Raw genomic sequence first — 15,284 nt, 5'->3', positions numbered from 1 at the left:
TGCATCTGCGGGAGGCGGTCGAGTCGCTCCTCGCCACACCTGAAGGACGCCGCTACTGGGAGCAAGGACATTCGCGGCGTTGATCAGTTGACCGCGAGCAACGACGAGGACGAGAGAGATGGTCTGGCAGCCGGAGGCAACAACCGATTTTGGATCCGAGGGGTTCGCGGCGCGGGAGCCACCCCGTACCGCGAACCCCTCAGGTTTTCGCGCTAGAAGGCCGCAGTGCGGTCTTCGCTGCGCGGGTCGGTCACCTTGTGCCCGGCGTAGACGCCTGCGCGTGACTCACGACGCCAGGGACGTGCGTAGGTCACTGCTTCGATGGCGGCCTCGGAACCGTCGTTGAGGTCCACGACCGCCACCGACGGCGATCCGTCCGTGGGGCACCGCTCAAGCCAGTCGCCGTTGGGGGCGATGATTCCGGACGGCGCGGTGGCGCTGTGCTGCGTCGGCACCGAGAAGCTGACCCAGTAGCTGTTGACCGCGGCGTGGCCTTGGGCTTGGGCGGCGGCGTTGCCCGGGGAGACGCCGGTCGTGGAGAACAAGACGCAGTCGACGTCCAGCTTCTCGTACTCGGCGAACAACTCCGGGTAGTGAATCTCCATGCCGAGCAGGCAGCCGAAGCGCACACCGTCGACGTCGAAGGTCACCGGCGAGATGCCCGGCGAGTACATGTACGAGACCTTCGTGTTCGACAGCAGGCGCTCGTCGTAGCGCGTGACGACCTCGCCGTGATCGGAGATGACGTAGAGGCTGTTGTGCGGACGGTTAGGTTCGGTCAAGCGGTGCACCGAGGCGATCACCGTCCACAGCCGCAACTCCCGTGCCAACTCGCCGATCGCTGCCAACTCTGCTTGCAGAACTGGCCACTGGCACCGATCCCAGTCCGCCGGGCCGACCGAGTCCGGGCCGTCGACGGACATGACGAGCTTGTGGGGAAAGCAGATCGCGCCTTCCGGGAAGTGCACGATCCTCGCGCCCCGAGCACTCGCCTCGCGCATCAGAGCACGGGCCTGACGACCGCTTTCGCGCAGCGCGTCAACATCTCGGGGATCCTCGCGAACGGGAGCCTGTGCGACGGCGAGCCGCACGCTCTTGAGGTTCATTGCTTCCGACATGACGTCTCCAGATGGAGTCGGACGGAAGTGCCGGAGAGCAGACGTGTAGGACTCGCCGGTCTTGGCGGCGCGGGCGCGCACGAGGCGCTTGAAGTTCCTGCGGGCTGTCATCGCGGCCTTCCACGCCTTGAGCGACGATTCCCCAGCAACCTCGCCCGAGGCGATCGGGCTGCGACAGCGACCTGAGACGCTAGTCCCTTTGCCTCCGATGGGAGACCGTGCTGGGGACGGTCGCGGGAGGTTCGGCGTAGGCCACGCAGTCCGTCATCATGCCGTCGCCCACGGGCTCCGTCAACATGGCCCGCGCGCCGTTGAATGCACTTGACCCAAGGGGGCAATGTTCCCCTGCTCTGCGGTGAGAGCCCGCAGGCCGACCCCGCGTTGGTCACAAGGGCGGGTGAGCTGTTCGCGGGAGCGCGTGGCGGAACCAGAGAGCTGGGACGCGTTCCTGAGCCTGACGCTTTCCGCCCGTGGCTCCGGTCGGCAGAGGAGACCTGCCCCGCCTCCGTGCCCGGCGGATTCCTCCGCGTGCCCGAAGGCGGGTGGGTGTCGACGCCCGGGAGCGCGGTCAGCTGACCAGTGCCTCGGCGAGCGTGTTGACGTCACCAGCGCCGATCAGCATCACGACGTCACCGTCCCCGGCCTTGTGCCTGAGCTGCTCCGCGAGTTCCTCACGTCCCGGCGACATCGCCAGGACGGGCCGGCGCGCGTCAGCGTCAGCCGCCAGGGACTCGGCGACGTGAGTCCACTGGGCGGGGTCCTCCCGGGCCGGATACACCGGCTCCACCCAGGCCTGGTCTGCCGCGGCCAGGGCGTCGAGGAATTCGGCCTGGAACTGCTGGGTGCGGCTGAACAGGTGTGGCTGGAACACGGCAAGGACCCGCCCGCCGCCGGCGACCTGGCGGGCTGCGGCCAGGGCGGCGGCCACCTCGACCGGGTGGTGTGCGTAGTCGTCGTACACTCGCGCCCCCGAAGCGGTCTTGCCGCGCAGCTCGAACCGGCGGGCCAGGCCCGGGAACGACAGCAGCGCGGTGCGGGTGTCCGCCGCCGAGCAGCCGCGGGTGCGGGCGACGTGCACGACCAGGGCGGCGTTGTGCATCTGGTGCACGCCCGGCTGGTTGACCTCGTACACCTCGCCGTCCAGGCGGAACCGCATCGGCTCGCCGTCGATGAGCTCGGGATCCACCACCGTCATGCCCGGAACATGTGGGCGCAGATGTTCTGCGGCCTGCGCAGATACGACCGCCACTTGGGCCTTCGCCGCGAACTCGCCCAGCACCGTCGCCACATCGGCGATGTCGCGGTAGCCGCCGCCGTCGCCGACATGGTCGAGGTCGGCATTAGTAACCACGGCCGTGTGCACGTGGTACGAGAGCAGGCTCTTGTCGGACTCGTCCGCCTCGATGACCAGCGTGCCGCCGGCCCCGGCGGCCGCGTGGACACCCGGCGGGCGCAGCAGCGCCCCGACGACGTAGCTCGGGTCCTTGCCGCACCAGGACAACACATGTGCCAGCAGCGCGGCGGTCGACGACTTGCCGTGCGCGCCGCCCACCGCGACCGTCTCGTGCAGGCGGGTGATCTGCGTCAGCAGCCCGGACCGGTGCAGCTCACCCAGGCCCTTGCGTGCGGCCTCCACGCGCTCGATGTTCTCGGGCTTGACCGCGCTGGAGAACACGACTTCCGCCGGAGCATCCGGAACGCTCTCCGCGCTGTGGCCGATGACAACGCCGGTGACGCCGTTCCGCTCCAGGGACTGCGTGTAGATCGTGTTCTTGGCATCGCTGCCGCTGACCTGAGCTCCCAGTTCCCGGGCCACCAGGGCCAGGCCGGACATGCCACAGCCCCCGATCCCGACGAAGTGAAGACGACGATCAGCGAAGGGCTTGAGGGCATCTGACATGGCCGGGATTCTATCGACGCGCGCCCTTGCGACCGGACCATCGCCGCGCTCCAACCCCGTCGGATCCGGCCCTAGTTCGCGCACTCCGCTTGTATTGGTCGACGCGCGGCCGAACCCGGAGTACTCCGGGCGCCAGACCGTGGCACGGCTGCCGCCTGTGTCAGGAAGGCGGAGGCGGCTGGAGCCGATGTCGGATCGAGTGGATCTCATCCTGGCCGGTCTCCGCCACGGTGTACAGGCGGATGGCCGGCTCACCACGCGACTCTGGCTGGGTGTCAGCTGGACGTGGAGGGCCCGGAGTTAATGTCCTATGAGGTCCGCGGTGAGCCAGCCGTCTTCGGGGGCGGGGCCGCAGGGAGGGACGAGCGGTGGATCTTAGCCGCTAGTCTGCCCGGGGCAGGCCGACTTCGCCACGGAGACGCCGCGCCGAGTCCGCCGTTTCTCCGGAAGTCCCGGCTCGTTCAGTGGCACGATCAACTCCGTGACCGCGTCCCTCGTCTCCAGGGTGAATGACCAGGCTGGCCAGCCGTCCACCCCGCTCGACGTACTGTCCGGCGCCCTGCGGTTGGGTGTGAGCGCCTGCGTCCGGGAGGTCAGTGCTCAGCTCATGAAGCCGGGGACTTCGGCATCGCCACCGGCCGGTTCTGCACCGAGAGCGAGCGCGTGTACCTCGATGCCAACGGCGTCGTCATTCAGTGCACGGTGATGCCGACCGCGAGCAGTACTTCATTCACAGGCCGACCAGCATCCGAGGACCTCGTCGGCCGTGTCCGGCTGCCCTGTACCCGTCCAACCTGAAGGCACCACTTCGTGAACCACCCCACGCTCTTTAGTGAAACCCGCCCTACTGCCGGCCCGGAATCGGAGCCGCAGCGACGGGCGAGCGCTCCTCTCGTACACGGCACGTTGCTCATCAGCACTGTGGAGTCCGTGTGGAAGGAGATCCGACGTCGCTTCGCGGAGGTCCCCGACGTCTCCGTCACCACCCCTCCACCGCTGGGTGCGCAGGACCCCACTGCTTGCTCCGCGCTGCGCACCGGTCGCAGCTTCTATCGTGAGGGCACCCTCACCATGGAACTCCAAGTTACCTCCGGCACGCTCGGGTACGGCGGCCGCCCGATGCTGGAGGGGCTGCTGCATCATGCCGCACACGGCTTGGCCCTCGCACGCGGGATTACCGACATCAGCGGCGGGGATCAGCGATGGCACAACAAGCACTATGGCCCCCTTGCCCACGAGGTCGGACTGACTCCACCCACCCGGGGCTCTCGTCGCGTCGGCACAGGTCACTGCCCTCTGTCCGATGCTGAGGCGGCTACGTGGACCGAGGTGATCGCCGTCCTCGACGCCGCGGGCGCTGTCCAACTCAAAGCCACCGTCCAGAGGGCGGCGGCGCCGCGCAGCGATCGAAACGGCGCCCGCTTCCTGATCATCTGCGGGTGCACTCCGCCCCGCCGCCAGCAGGTCACCCCGCACTTCTACGAGCAAGGTCCCGTGCTGTGTGGGGTGTGCCTGGCTAAGTTTCTGCCCGCCGACTCCGCGGGGGCGCCTGGGCAGACGACCGGGGTGGAATACGCCGACATGCCGCGGTGCCCAACGGTTGCTGCTGGGCGGCAAGGACGTCGCACTGCGGCGCCGATGTCAACGTCCCTGTAGCTGGACCAGGTAATCCCGGGGCGCGACGCACCGTCAACGCACGTGCCAGTCGCTAGAATCCGGGCATGCCCGCCGCCCAGCACCCTCCTCGAGTGCCGTTGCCTCGCGCTGATCGCGATCTTCAGGAGTGGTTCCTGGGCCGGCTCACCCACCTGGCAGCGCGGATGCGCCCGTATGTCGAGGGCGAGCCCCAGTCTTCACGACACCTGCGCGACCTCATGGCGCAGGAAGTCTTCTCCCTCCCAACAGCGCTCCGGATCGGCTTGAACGCCGCAGATGCCGACCTCCGCGACGACCTTGTTCCCAAGCCGCTGCGCGACCAGATGCAGGATCTGCGTGAGGCCATCGCGGCAACCACGCTGGCGCCGCTTGCGGTGAAGGGCCTGGGAGCTTCCTACATCCTGGGCGGGGAACACCAGCGCACCCTGCTGGACGCAGCGCTTCCGCCTCGCGCCTGACAGCCTGTCAACAGCCGACGCCGGCGGCATCACCGCGGCGGCAGTCGCGTTGGGCGCGTGCCGCACCGGTGATCTTCGTCCCCTTGCCAACCATCGATGCTTGCGCCTCCCGGCACAAGGTGGGCGATTCTGTGAGGCTCGGCTGGGTTACGTACGGAAACAACGAACGTCCACGACGTTCATGCCGGCGGCCTTGACCGCTTGTACGCTGCTGTCGGCCGGGGTGTTGGCCTGGGGCAGGACCCTCACGACCGCGTCGGCGCCTAGCAGGTCGAGCGTGGCGGTGGTCGAGTCGAGGTCGCGGGTGAGCTCCCCGCTGAGACGGCAGAGGTCAACGAACAGTGCGCGAGGCCAGGCTCCCGGTACTGCCCCGGGTCACCTGGCCTCACTTCTAAGGAGCCCACGGCCCTCAGCGTCTCGACCACGGTTGCTCAGCCGACGAGAGCGGCGAGGCGCCCACGGATGTGTTCTCGTTCCCTCTTCAGTTCCTGGAGCCGGATGTGGCCTGTGGCGGTGGTCCGTGCTTCTTTGCGCCAGTGGCGTTGGGTAGCCGCCCATTCCGGGTGGGTGAGCTGCCAGAGAGCCCAGGCGACGGGCTCGCGCAGGGGCTTCGTGAGCTTCTTGCCGGTCGCGCTGCGGTGGCGGACGTCGATGTTCTGCTGAGTGCCGAGGTATTGGCAGGCCATGTAGAGGTCCTCGGCCTGTAGGACTCGGTCGGAGGGGATCTCGCCTGCGGCCTGGAGTGTGTCGGCGATGATTCGGACGGGCTCGGGGACGGGGATGTAGGCGGCGGCTAGGTTGGCCAGCAGCAGGCCGTTGATGCTCGGGGTGGTGGGGCGCATGATGCGGCCCTCCTCCCGGATGCGGGCGGCCCATTCGGCTGCTTCGGCCTGAGGCTGTTTTCCGGTGAGTTCGGCGATGTGCTCGGCGGCGAGGTCTGCGGAGCCGGCGGCGGTGCCGGGGCGGGTGTCGCCGTCGTGGTGAGTCCAGAACGGCTTCCCGGCTCCCCAGGCGAGGGTGCGGGTGGTGACCATCGCCTCCCATGTCCGGGCGACCAGCGCGGCGTCCTCGCGCGGGTCTGCGTCGTGCCGGTCGGGCGACATTCCGCTGGTGCCGCCGGGCCGCAGTCCGGGGGCGGAGGTGGGGTAGCGGAGCTTGCGCCGCATCTCACCCAGGTTCTCCTTGACGAGGTCATCGAGGTTGCAGCCGGTGGGGAATGGGCCGCCGCGGATGCGGTGGGCGAAGGCGAGCGTGTCGATCGTGCGGTTCAGGACCTGGCTGGGGATCGAGGTGACCATGACGGCGGCCCGCAGGTCGGCGGTGAGAATGCCCTGGCCCACGATCAGCTGCTTGCCGTGTAGCGCGTTGACCAGGGCGCTTGCGGGGTGCGTGCCTGTGATGAGCTCGTCGCCGGTGATCCGTAAGCGTTCGCCGTCGAAGTCGGCGTGGATCAGGCCGGCTCGGCCGATGAGCCAGCCCTCCGGCGGGGCGGCGGCGACGCCGCGTCCGTGTGCCCGGGACCCGCGCTCGTAGTCGACATCACAGAAGGTCAGGGAGATCCGGCGTCGGCTCCGTTGACCCGGCTGACCGCCCCTTCGACGTCGTTCTGCTTTCCCCACCAGTGCCGCCCCTCTTCTTCCGTCCTCTGGCTGTGCCCGTGGCGGCATCGTCGCAGTCGTCACTGACAATCGGGCGGCCGCTCGGGTGCGGAACCCGGGCCTTGGTGTCAGTGCCGGGTTCGACGCTGTCCGGGAAGGGCGACCTTCCTGCACGCAGCAGCAACGAAACCGAGTGCGACCTGCGGCGAGACCGGACCGGCGCTGATAGCAGAATCTCCCGATGATCAGCGGAACGGCACCTTCCGCCCCTCCCGTGCAAACGCTACGGCGTGAGCCAGCGGAAGCCGTACCCCAGCGACCTGTCCGACGCCCGATGGGCCTTGATCGAGCCGACGTTGACGGCGTGGCGGAAAGCCGGGCTCGACCGCAGGCCCACCAGCCAAAGTCGACCTCCGCGACGTGTTCAACGCGATTCTCTACGTGAACCGCACCGGAATCCCCTGGAAGTACCTCCCGCACGACTTCCCGAACCACGGCATACGCTGCCTGGCACGACGAGGGAATCTTCGCCCAGCTCAACTACGACCTGACCGAACTGGCCCGCGTGAAACAAGGACGCAAGCCCGAACCCACGGCCTCCGTCATCGACACCGAGAGCGTGAAGACCTCCACCAACGTGCCCGTGAGCCGCGTCGATCGACAACCTCGCCAAGCGCATAACGGACGAGACCACACCAACCTGGCGAGGAACCTATTGGGAGGTAAAGGGCAACCCGCCCACGCTAAACACCCTCTCAGTACGTCAGGTGTGTCAGGGAAGCGATATCGAGGACGCTCATGCCGTCCAACGTGGTGATCGCGCAAGAGGGGACACCTTCGTTCAGCAGACTGTCCGTCACCGCGCCATCGCCGACCAGTGTGCGAAGCAAGTCCACTGTGGCGCCACCGTGCGTGACCACAGCGACAGCACCCGGTATCGCGGACAGGTCCTCCAGGCACGCACGGACCCGCTCACCGGTCTGTCGTGAGGACTCTCCGTTCCGCGGCACGAAGTCCCGGTCCTGGACCGATGCAGCCCAGTCAGCCATGAACTCCTCGATGGACAGACCATCCGCCCAGTTCATCCGCTCCCGGAGGCGGTCATCCCTCTGCGCTTGTATCCCGCTCGCTGACGCGATGAACTGTGCCGTCTGAAGGGCTCGACGCAACGGACTGCTATACACCGCGCTCAACCTGACGCGGGCCAGCCACTGCGCGGTCGTAGCGGCCTGTTCTTGCCCGAGTCTAGTCAAGCCGGGATCGCCGAGTCGCCGCTGCTTCTCGGCATGCTGAACCAGGTAGAAGGTTGTCACAGACGCAGCATGAGCCGTTGTTGTGTACGCCGCCAATGATTTACCGATGTGCCTGCACCAGTGGGGAACCCGCGGTGCCGTTGACCTTGCTTTAGCGGCCGACCTGTCACTCGACCTGCGTCCCGCCAGGCGTCCAACACCGTGGAATTCGGCGCTCTCGGATGAGCCTTCAACGGCATCGCATGCGCCCTCACTCGCTACCGGTGACTCCCCGGTGAGACGGCGTTGCCGCTCAGGAGCTGTCGGGTTGGAACTTCTTGATCATGAACGTGCAGGCATCGGCAACCTCATGCGTCACGCCTTCGACGTCCTGGTAGGACCAGCGGTCGAGGTATGGGACAACAGGGTCGTAGCCCAGTCGGGAGTAGAGAGCCGCCGCCCGAGGGTTGTTCTCGTCCACTCCCAGCCCAATGCGCTCACCACCGCGCTTCCGCACTAGTTCCTCAGCCGCGAGGATCAGGGCTGTTCCGATCCCTTGGGAGCGGAAGGACTCCGGCCACACTCCCAGACCGTTGACCTCCGGGCAGTCCTCGTGAGCTTCCTGGACTTCGGGAGCAGCACACCCGTCCCACCTCACCTCGCAGCTTCCGACTGGCTGTCCATCGCGCCAGGCAACGAGAAACGTACTCGCTCCGGCTTTCTGTCTGGCATGTCGACGAGCGTGGGATGATATTACGCCCGGAGACGGAATGTACCGATCGAGCAGTGCAACCTCGTGTTCCTGACACTCAGCGATCCGCATAGAGCGAATCTTGCGGCATGGAGGAGCGCGTTCGCCATCCAGTTCACGTTCGAGGGACCACGTCATCAGCGCAGACGGTGGCTCCTTGGACTGCACCGGCCAAACAGCACCCTGACCTGCCGACGCAACTGCGTCCAAGCGCCACGGTGTCCTCGCCCCTGCCCTTCTGGTACGAGGGGACCCTGCGGGGCGCGATGTTCGAACCGGGCCGGCACGACGCGGTCCGGGACATACACCTGCACGGCCGCCTGGCGACGGACCCGGAGCCGGAGTAGGCGGCGGGGTCACTGGGGGGAGGCGGCGCCCTGACCGCGCTCCGTCGCCTCCCCCCGTCGGAAAACCACGGGCGCAGTCCGTGAACGCGCGGGATCATGAGGCATGCGCCTGGACGACTGGCACCTCACCGATGACGTCGACAGCTTCCTAGCCCGCGCAGGAGACTTCCTGCACTCGCGCCCCGCCCTGCACACCATCCCCCTGACGGTGACCGAGGCGCTGCGTACGCGCGGAGCGCACGCATACGGCGCCGAAGCCCCCGCCTTCGGCGTCCTGGAGAGGGCGGGCGAGGTCCGCGCGACCTACTTCCGCACCCCGCCCCGCCGCCTGAATCTCACCCCTCTCACTCCAGAGGAGGCCGACGCCCTCGCCGTCCATCTGGCCAGCCTTGGCCGCACCCTCCCTGGCGTCAGTGCAGACCACGACACCGCCGCCGCTTTCGCCGAGGCTTGGCAGCGGCACACCGGGGCGACGCCGACGCTCCACGAGCAGCAGCGGCTGTACCGCCTCGGCACGCTGACCCCTCCGGAGCCGCGTCCGGAGGGCCGGGGCAGGGTCGCGGGCGAGCAGGACCGCGAGCAACTCATGTGTTGGTACGGAGAGTTCGTCGCGGACATCGGAGGAACTGCCTCCGCGGACGCCGGCTCCTGGGCCGACACGCGCATCGCCCACGGACGCGTCACGTTCTGGGAGACCCCGGACGGTGCCCCCGTCTCCATGGCGGGTGTGACCCCGATGGTCGCCGGCCAGATCAGGGTGGCCCCCGTCTACACCCCGGCCCACCTGCGCGGCCGCGGTTACGCGGGCGCCGCGGCGGTCGAGGTCAGCCGGGCAGCACTGGCGGCGGGCGCGGCGGAGGTGCTGCTGTTCGCGGACCTGGCCAACCCCACCAGCAACGGTCTGTACCAGCGGATCGGCTACGGCCCGGTGACGGACTTCGCGGTGTACGACTTCTAATGCCCGCGCTGCGTCCCAGGCTGCCGTCGCGCATCGCTGGGGCGCAGCAGCATGCTCCGGCGACAATAGGTTTACGGGCAGGTGGTGTTGCGGGCCATGCGGATGTTCGGCAGCTTGCCTTTCCAGAGCTCTTGCTCACCCGTGGGCTTGAAGCCATAGCGTTCGTAGAAGCGGATGGCCCGCTCGTTGTAGGCCGTCACCCACAGGTGCATCGGTGTGTCGCCTGCCCACGCAAGGAACTCGCGCATCAGCCGGCTTCCGGTGCCGTGGCCTTGGGCTTCGTTCAGCAGGTACATGGGTCCGAGGGTGACCACCTCGTCCCTGCGTCCGCACATGAACCCGACGATCCCTGCTTTGGTGTGAACGACACGGCAGAAGAGTCTGTCTGGCTGCCGCTTCGTTTCCTCAATGAACTCTCTCCACTGGGCAATCCCCTCAGCGGTGGCCGCGGAGCCACGGTGGTCCCTGATCCACGTCTCGTCGATCTCCGCCTGTTTGTTGGGGTACGTCTGGAGCCAAGCCTCCAGTTGGATCTGGCCGATGGCTGAGGCGTCGGCTGTGTGGGGAGGTTCGATCAGGTGAGTCATGGGCCTCCGCTTCTCTTTGGGGCCGACGAAGAGTGGGAAAGATCGGATGAGGGGAACAAGGGTTCCGGGGATCACATCTGATCGGGTGACTCGATACCGAGTAGGCCAAGTCCCAGTTCGAGGGTGCGCGCGGTGAGGTCGCACAGAACCAGTCGGGTCTGCTTGGCGGGGTCTTCAGCACGAAGCACGGGGCACTTCTCGTAGAAGTTGGTGAAGTTGCTGGCCAGGCGGTAGAGGTAGTTGGCGAGTTTGTGGAACTCCAGCGTCTCGGTGATCTCGGCGAGAAGGTTGCCGAACGCCATGAGTTCGAGGGCGAGCGCGCGCTCGCCGGGCTCGGTGATGGCCGGTGTGCCGGCGTCCCGCAGCGGCTGCTTGACGCCGGCGCGGCGGAAGATGGAGCAGATCCGTGCTCGTGCGTACTGCACGTAGGGCGCGGTGTTGCCGTCGAACGACAGCATGCGGTCGTAGTCGAAGACGTAGTCCTTGAGGCGGTCCGTCGAAAGGTCTGCGTACTTGACCGCGCCGATTCCGACGGACCTGGCCACGGCGGCGCGGGTTGCCTCGTCGAGCTGCGGGTTCTTCTCAGTAATGACGGCGGCGGCCCTCGTCACTGCTTCGTCCAGGAGGTCGACCAGTTTTACGGAGGCACCGGCACGGGTGCGCAGCATCTTGCCGTCGTCTCCGAGGATGGATCCGTGGCCGACGTGCTCGGCGCGGGCGGGCGGATTGAGCCAGTTGGCGTCCCGGGCCACGTCGTACACCATGTCCAGGTGTTGGCTCTGAGGCAGGCCAACAACGTACAGCAGCCGGGTGGCGTGCAGGTTCTGCAGGCGGTGGCGGATGGTGGCCAGATCGGTGGCGCCGTAGCCGAACCCGCCATCGCCCTTACGGACGATGATCGGCAGGGGGTCGCCTGCGCGGTTCGTGTAGCCATCAGGGAAGACGCACTGGGCGCCTACGCTCTCGCTGAGCAGGCCGAGTTCGCCGAGCTCGTCGAGGACCGACTGGAGCTGGTTGTTGTAGTAGCTCTCGCCGAAGAAGTCCTGCTCGGTGAGCCGCACGTTCAGCAGCCCGTAGACGGTCATGAAGTACTTCTTTGACTCGTCGACCAGGGTCTGCCACAGGTGCAGGGTGGTTTCGTCGCCGCTCTGGAGCAGGACGACCCGTTTGCGGGCACGGTCCTTGAACCTCTCGTCGGCATCGAACTTGCGGCGAGCTGCTTGGTAGAAGCCGTTGAGGTCGCCGACGGACAGTTCGTGGGCTGCCTCGGACTCGCCGATGTCGAGGAGATGCTCGACGAGCATGCCGAAGGGCGTACCCCATTCGCCGATGTGGTTCTGCCTGATGACGGTGTGGCCTTGCCACTCCAGCAGGCGTACCGCAACGTCGCCGATGATCGTCGACCGGAGGTGCCCGACGTGCATTTCCTTGGCCGCGTTCGGCGCGGAGTAGTCGACGGTGATCGTTTCCAGGTCCTTGGCCTGCGGGACCGCGAGGCGCTCATCGCCGGCCATATCGGCGAGGAGCCTTCCAAGGACCTCGTCCGAGATCGTCAGATTGATGAAGCCAGGGCCGGAGATCTCCACTGCCGAGCAGAGGTCATCGAGCTGCGCGGCCTCTACGACGCGGCTGGCGAAGTCGCGCGGGTTGCCGCCCGTCCCCCGCGCCAGCGCGAGGGCGGCGTCGGACTGGAAGTGCGCGTGCTGAGATCGTCGGACGACAGGGTCGACGGGCCTGCCCGCCACCGATTCAAACGCAGGGACCAACCTCTGGCTCAGCAACTCTTCCAGATTCGCCATTCAGGAAACCTATCGGCGCCGAGAATGGAGCGTCCAACGAATTCAGCGCCGCACTGGTCTGTCCGGCAGCAGATGGGCGGCAACCGCGGTCCGACATTCCGGACCCTGCGCTGGCCATCCGCGTCACTCGCCTCCCGCGCCGAGTCAGAACGTCCAGCTACGCCGGTCAGCCAGCCATCGCAGAGTGACTTCGCCACACCATGTCTGATGCTGGCGAATGTGCGGTGACCAGTCCGCCGGGGGCTTTGCCCCGGAGACCAGGAAGAAGCCAGAGAGCGCGGCGAGGGCAGCGTCGAGCTGTTCGTCGGCGACTCCATGGGCGGTGGGATGTGCCGCGAACAGGGTGGTGGCGTCGTGGCCGTCGGCGAATGCGGTGGCCAAGAGGAGGACCAGGTCGAACCAACTGGCACCGAGGCACGGCCAGTTCCAGTCGCAGATCCACGCGGCGTCGCTGGTGTCGATGAGCACGTTGTCCTGGCGCAGGTCGTGATGCAAGACGGCGGTGCCCGCTGTGGCCTTCCGCCATTGGCTCTCCAGCTCGGCCAGCTGCGGCGTGAGCCGGAGCGGCACCCATGCCGGCAGGAGCTCCGGTCTGGTCCTGCCGGCTTGGAGGTCACGCCAATCGGTGAAGTCACCCTCGGCGTCGACCGGCTTGAGACCGAGTTCCAGCAGTTGCACAGAGGGCGCGGCGAGCGCCTCGGCCGCCGTGGCGTAGGCGTTCAGGGTGGCGTCCAGCTCGTTGGGCTGCCAGGGTTCGGCGGGCATGCGGCCACCGTCGACGGCGTCGAAGCCGAGGACAACCCAGTCATCCTGCTCCTCGATCCACTGCAAGCGGGGTGCCGGGACCTCCGCGGGGAGCGCCCGGTTGATCAATGCCTCCCGCCGGTAGCAGTTGGCGATCACGGTGTTCTCCGCGCCATTGACCGCCTTGATGAACTGTGTGCCGCTGATCCCGTGGGCTACCGCGGCGAAGCCACTGGTGAAGCCGCTTCCTGCACTTGGCTCCGCGTCCACTGCACCGCCCAGGTGGCGTGAGATCAGCTGGCGAATGCCCTGTGGAAGGTCGCCCCAGCGCGGGCGTACCGCTGTGGAGTTGTACTGCAGGCGCGGGGTGACGATGTTCGGCATTCTGCAAGAGTGGGGGAATCCTTCCCTCTGTGCGACGGATTTCTAGCACGGGCCCGGGCCGGTCCACCCAGTGGCGGCCACCACCTCGCGTGCGATCTCTAGGACCGATCGGCCGTCGGTCACGATCCGCATGGTGTCCGCGGGCGCGCGCTTGTCCAGGAGGCGCGCTTTATAGGCGCTGCGCTCAAGCTCCTTCTCCAGCTCCGAGCCAAGCTCCCGGCCCGCCAACCGTTCGCTGGCCGTGGCGTCAGAGGCGGTGAGCAGGACCCGCACGAGCCGCACATCCGCCCCCCATCACGCGCTCGAACATGCGGACGGCCTCGGATAGCACGCTGACGGTGTTCGTGTAGATCAGCCGGCGGTAGCCGAGTTCGGCGTAGTTCCCCCACACGGCGGCGAGGTTTCGCTCGACGATCTTCGAGCGGCGCGGATCACCCTTTGGTGCTGGGTGCACCTGCCCCAGAAAATCTCCCTCTACGACTACATGGGCGACCTCCGCGGCACACAGCTGCGCGGAAACCTCCCACCCCACCGTCGACTTGCCGACGCCAGCGCGCCCACCGATCAGCAGCACCTCACCTTGCTTCATGGAGGCAGCCTGCCAGCGCCCGGCCTGCAGAAGGATGGCATTCCGCCGCAAGGGCGCCTCGCCTCGGACCTTGCTGAAGCCACCCGCTGCGTGCCGGCCGATGAGATTCGCCGAGGTGTCTCCGTCACCAAGGCCGCCCCATTGCGGCCATGCCCTCGCCTGAAATTGATTCGACGGCGCCTCCTCAACCGGCTTTCCTTTCAGGATAGTTACTCCCATCGAGAAGGACGGGGCATGTCCAGTAGCGGACTTTCCGTAACGCAGGTGAAGGAGTTCATCGACAACGGCTTCATCCGGGTGGACGAAGCCTTTCCTGCCGAGGTGGCGGCCGAGTGCCGTGCCATTTGCTGGCAGGAGACGGGCTGTGACCCGGATGATCCTGCGACGTGGACCGAGCCGGTGATCCGGTTGGGCTCCTGTGCCCAGGAACCCTTCCGCCAGGCGGCGAACACGCCCCGGCTCTACCGGGCCTTCGACCAGCTCGTCGGGGCGGGCCGGTGGCTGCCTCGAAAGAGCATCGGCACGATCCCCATCCGCTTCCCGCACCCCGGAGACCCGGGCGACGACGGATGGCACATCGACGGCGGCTACCACCCCGAGGAACAGAAGAGCGGCCCGCCGTGGGTGAACGTCCACTCGCGCTGCCGTGCCCTGCTGATGTTGTTCCTGTTCTCCGACACCACGGACAACGACGCGCCGACCCGGATTCGAGCAGGCTCACACCTGTACGTCCCCTCGCGACTGGAAGCCGCCGGCGAGGAGGGAATGAGTACCGGCGATCTTGCCGCTGCGGGGCTGTTTGAGGCGACCGCTGACCTGCCGCAAGTACTGGCCACCGGACACGCTGGGGACGTCTATCTGTGTCATCCGTTCCTGGTGCATGCAGCCCAGTCGCACCACGGAACAACCCCGCGTTTCCTGGCTCAGCCGCCGCTGTACCCCGCCGAGCCGTATCAGCTCGAACGCGCGAATGCTGACTACTCGGCCGTGGAACTGGCCATACGGCGCGGCCTGGGCAAGTGAATCCTCCAGGTGACGGCCAGGCGTGTGGAAGACCGGCCGCCGGTCTTCCACACGCCGAAGCCCTGGCAAATTCATTGGCCGCGCGACAGCGACACCTCTAACCTCGGGTACAACGCGATGACGGAGACAAGTAGCCCGGG

The 15,284-nt window shown here is 67.3% G+C and carries 12 protein-coding genes and 2 pseudogenes; 5 read left to right on the top strand and 9 right to left on the bottom strand.

The annotated features are described in order from the left end of the window. Nucleotides 1-212: 212 nt before the first annotated feature. Nucleotides 213-1,229, bottom strand: coding sequence for a carbon-nitrogen hydrolase family protein (locus AOK08_RS01185; RefSeq protein ID WP_055522714.1), 1,017 nt, complete (start codon nucleotides 1,227-1,229; stop codon nucleotides 213-215). Between the two features lie 457 nt (nucleotides 1,230-1,686). After that, on the bottom strand, nucleotides 1,687-3,018 hold the full coding sequence (gene murC, locus AOK08_RS01180) for a UDP-N-acetylmuramate--L-alanine ligase (RefSeq protein ID WP_063793977.1): 1,332 nt from the start codon (nucleotides 3,016-3,018) through the stop codon (nucleotides 1,687-1,689). A 1,721-nt stretch (nucleotides 3,019-4,739) separates the two neighbouring features. On the opposite strand from murC, the gene AOK08_RS01170 reads away from it, so the two are divergent. Then, complete coding sequence (locus tag AOK08_RS01170; RefSeq protein WP_157876513.1) at nucleotides 4,740-5,132, top strand: hypothetical protein; 393 nt, start codon at nucleotides 4,740-4,742, stop codon at nucleotides 5,130-5,132. A 431-nt stretch (nucleotides 5,133-5,563) separates the two neighbouring features. Here the strand turns inward: AOK08_RS01170 and AOK08_RS01165 are convergent, their stop codons facing one another. After that, nucleotides 5,564-6,751, bottom strand: coding sequence for a hypothetical protein (locus AOK08_RS01165; protein ID WP_055522708.1), 1,188 nt, complete (start codon nucleotides 6,749-6,751; stop codon nucleotides 5,564-5,566). 269 nt (nucleotides 6,752-7,020) lie between these two features. Here AOK08_RS01165 and AOK08_RS42550 point away from each other — a divergent pair. Beyond that, nucleotides 7,021-7,379, top strand: a pseudogene (locus AOK08_RS42550) (transposase); the annotation flags it as partial. A gap of 106 nt (nucleotides 7,380-7,485) precedes the next feature. On the opposite strand, the gene AOK08_RS01160 reads toward AOK08_RS42550, so the two are convergent. Next, nucleotides 7,486-8,043, bottom strand: coding sequence for a histidine phosphatase family protein (locus AOK08_RS01160; RefSeq protein WP_055522706.1), 558 nt, complete (start codon nucleotides 8,041-8,043; stop codon nucleotides 7,486-7,488). 232 nt (nucleotides 8,044-8,275) lie between these two features. Continuing rightward, nucleotides 8,276-8,785, bottom strand: a complete 510-nt coding sequence (locus tag AOK08_RS01155) for a GNAT family N-acetyltransferase (protein ID WP_055522704.1) — start codon at nucleotides 8,783-8,785, stop codon at nucleotides 8,276-8,278. 146 nt (nucleotides 8,786-8,931) lie between these two features. On the opposite strand from AOK08_RS01155, the gene AOK08_RS42545 reads away from it, so the two are divergent. Further along, nucleotides 8,932-9,060: a hypothetical protein gene (locus AOK08_RS42545; protein ID WP_422125714.1), complete on the top strand. Its 129-nt coding sequence runs from the start codon at nucleotides 8,932-8,934 to the stop codon at nucleotides 9,058-9,060. A 103-nt stretch (nucleotides 9,061-9,163) separates the two neighbouring features. Next, a complete protein-coding gene (locus AOK08_RS01150) occupies nucleotides 9,164-10,018 on the top strand; it encodes a GNAT family N-acetyltransferase (protein WP_055522702.1) in 855 nt (284 codons plus the stop codon). 71 nt (nucleotides 10,019-10,089) lie between these two features. Here AOK08_RS01150 and AOK08_RS01145 read toward each other — a convergent pair whose 3' ends face one another. The 4 genes and pseudogenes from AOK08_RS01145 to AOK08_RS01130 form a co-directional block, all read right to left on the bottom strand. Continuing rightward, nucleotides 10,090-10,605, bottom strand: coding sequence for a GNAT family N-acetyltransferase (locus AOK08_RS01145; RefSeq protein WP_055522700.1), 516 nt, complete (start codon nucleotides 10,603-10,605; stop codon nucleotides 10,090-10,092). Between the two features lie 71 nt (nucleotides 10,606-10,676). Then, complete coding sequence (argS, locus tag AOK08_RS01140) at nucleotides 10,677-12,404, bottom strand: arginine--tRNA ligase (RefSeq protein WP_055522698.1); 1,728 nt, start codon at nucleotides 12,402-12,404, stop codon at nucleotides 10,677-10,679. Nucleotides 12,405-12,548: 144 nt separating this feature from the next. Continuing rightward, nucleotides 12,549-13,532: a phosphotransferase family protein gene (locus AOK08_RS01135; protein WP_063793976.1), complete on the bottom strand. Its 984-nt coding sequence runs from the start codon at nucleotides 13,530-13,532 to the stop codon at nucleotides 12,549-12,551. A 42-nt stretch (nucleotides 13,533-13,574) separates the two neighbouring features. Further along, nucleotides 13,575-14,121: pseudogene (locus tag AOK08_RS01130) on the bottom strand (AAA family ATPase). A gap of 264 nt (nucleotides 14,122-14,385) precedes the next feature. On the opposite strand from AOK08_RS01130, the gene AOK08_RS01125 reads away from it, so the two are divergent. Beyond that, on the top strand, nucleotides 14,386-15,144 hold the full coding sequence (locus AOK08_RS01125; protein WP_241826758.1) for a phytanoyl-CoA dioxygenase family protein: 759 nt from the start codon (nucleotides 14,386-14,388) through the stop codon (nucleotides 15,142-15,144). Nucleotides 15,145-15,284: the final 140 nt, after the last annotated feature.

It is taken from the genome of Streptomyces graminilatus (genome assembly GCF_001418565.1).
GTDB lineage: Bacteria > Actinomycetota > Actinomycetes > Streptomycetales > Streptomycetaceae > Streptomyces > Streptomyces graminilatus.
Note: the sequence above shows the minus strand (reverse complement) of the source record. Positions and strands in the feature narration are given on the sequence as shown.

Excerpts from the sequence above, each read along its gene's own strand:
- AOK08_RS01135 (WP_063793976.1), bottom strand. The coding sequence starts at position 13,532 with ATGCCGAACATCGTCACCCCGCGCCTGCAGTACAACTCCACAGCGGTA.
- argS (WP_055522698.1), bottom strand. The coding sequence starts at position 12,404 with ATGGCGAATCTGGAAGAGTTGCTGAGCCAGAGGTTGGTCCCTGCGTTT.
- AOK08_RS01145 (WP_055522700.1), bottom strand. The coding sequence starts at position 10,605 with ATGACTCACCTGATCGAACCTCCCCACACAGCCGACGCCTCAGCCATC.
- murC (WP_063793977.1), bottom strand. The coding sequence starts at position 3,018 with ATGTCAGATGCCCTCAAGCCCTTCGCTGATCGTCGTCTTCACTTCGTC.
- AOK08_RS01170 (WP_157876513.1), top strand. The coding sequence starts at position 4,740 with ATGCCCGCCGCCCAGCACCCTCCTCGAGTGCCGTTGCCTCGCGCTGAT.
- AOK08_RS01155 (WP_055522704.1), bottom strand. The coding sequence starts at position 8,785 with ATGCGGATCGCTGAGTGTCAGGAACACGAGGTTGCACTGCTCGATCGG.
- AOK08_RS01185 (WP_055522714.1), bottom strand. The coding sequence starts at position 1,229 with ATGACAGCCCGCAGGAACTTCAAGCGCCTCGTGCGCGCCCGCGCCGCC.
- AOK08_RS01150 (WP_055522702.1), top strand. The coding sequence starts at position 9,164 with ATGCGCCTGGACGACTGGCACCTCACCGATGACGTCGACAGCTTCCTA.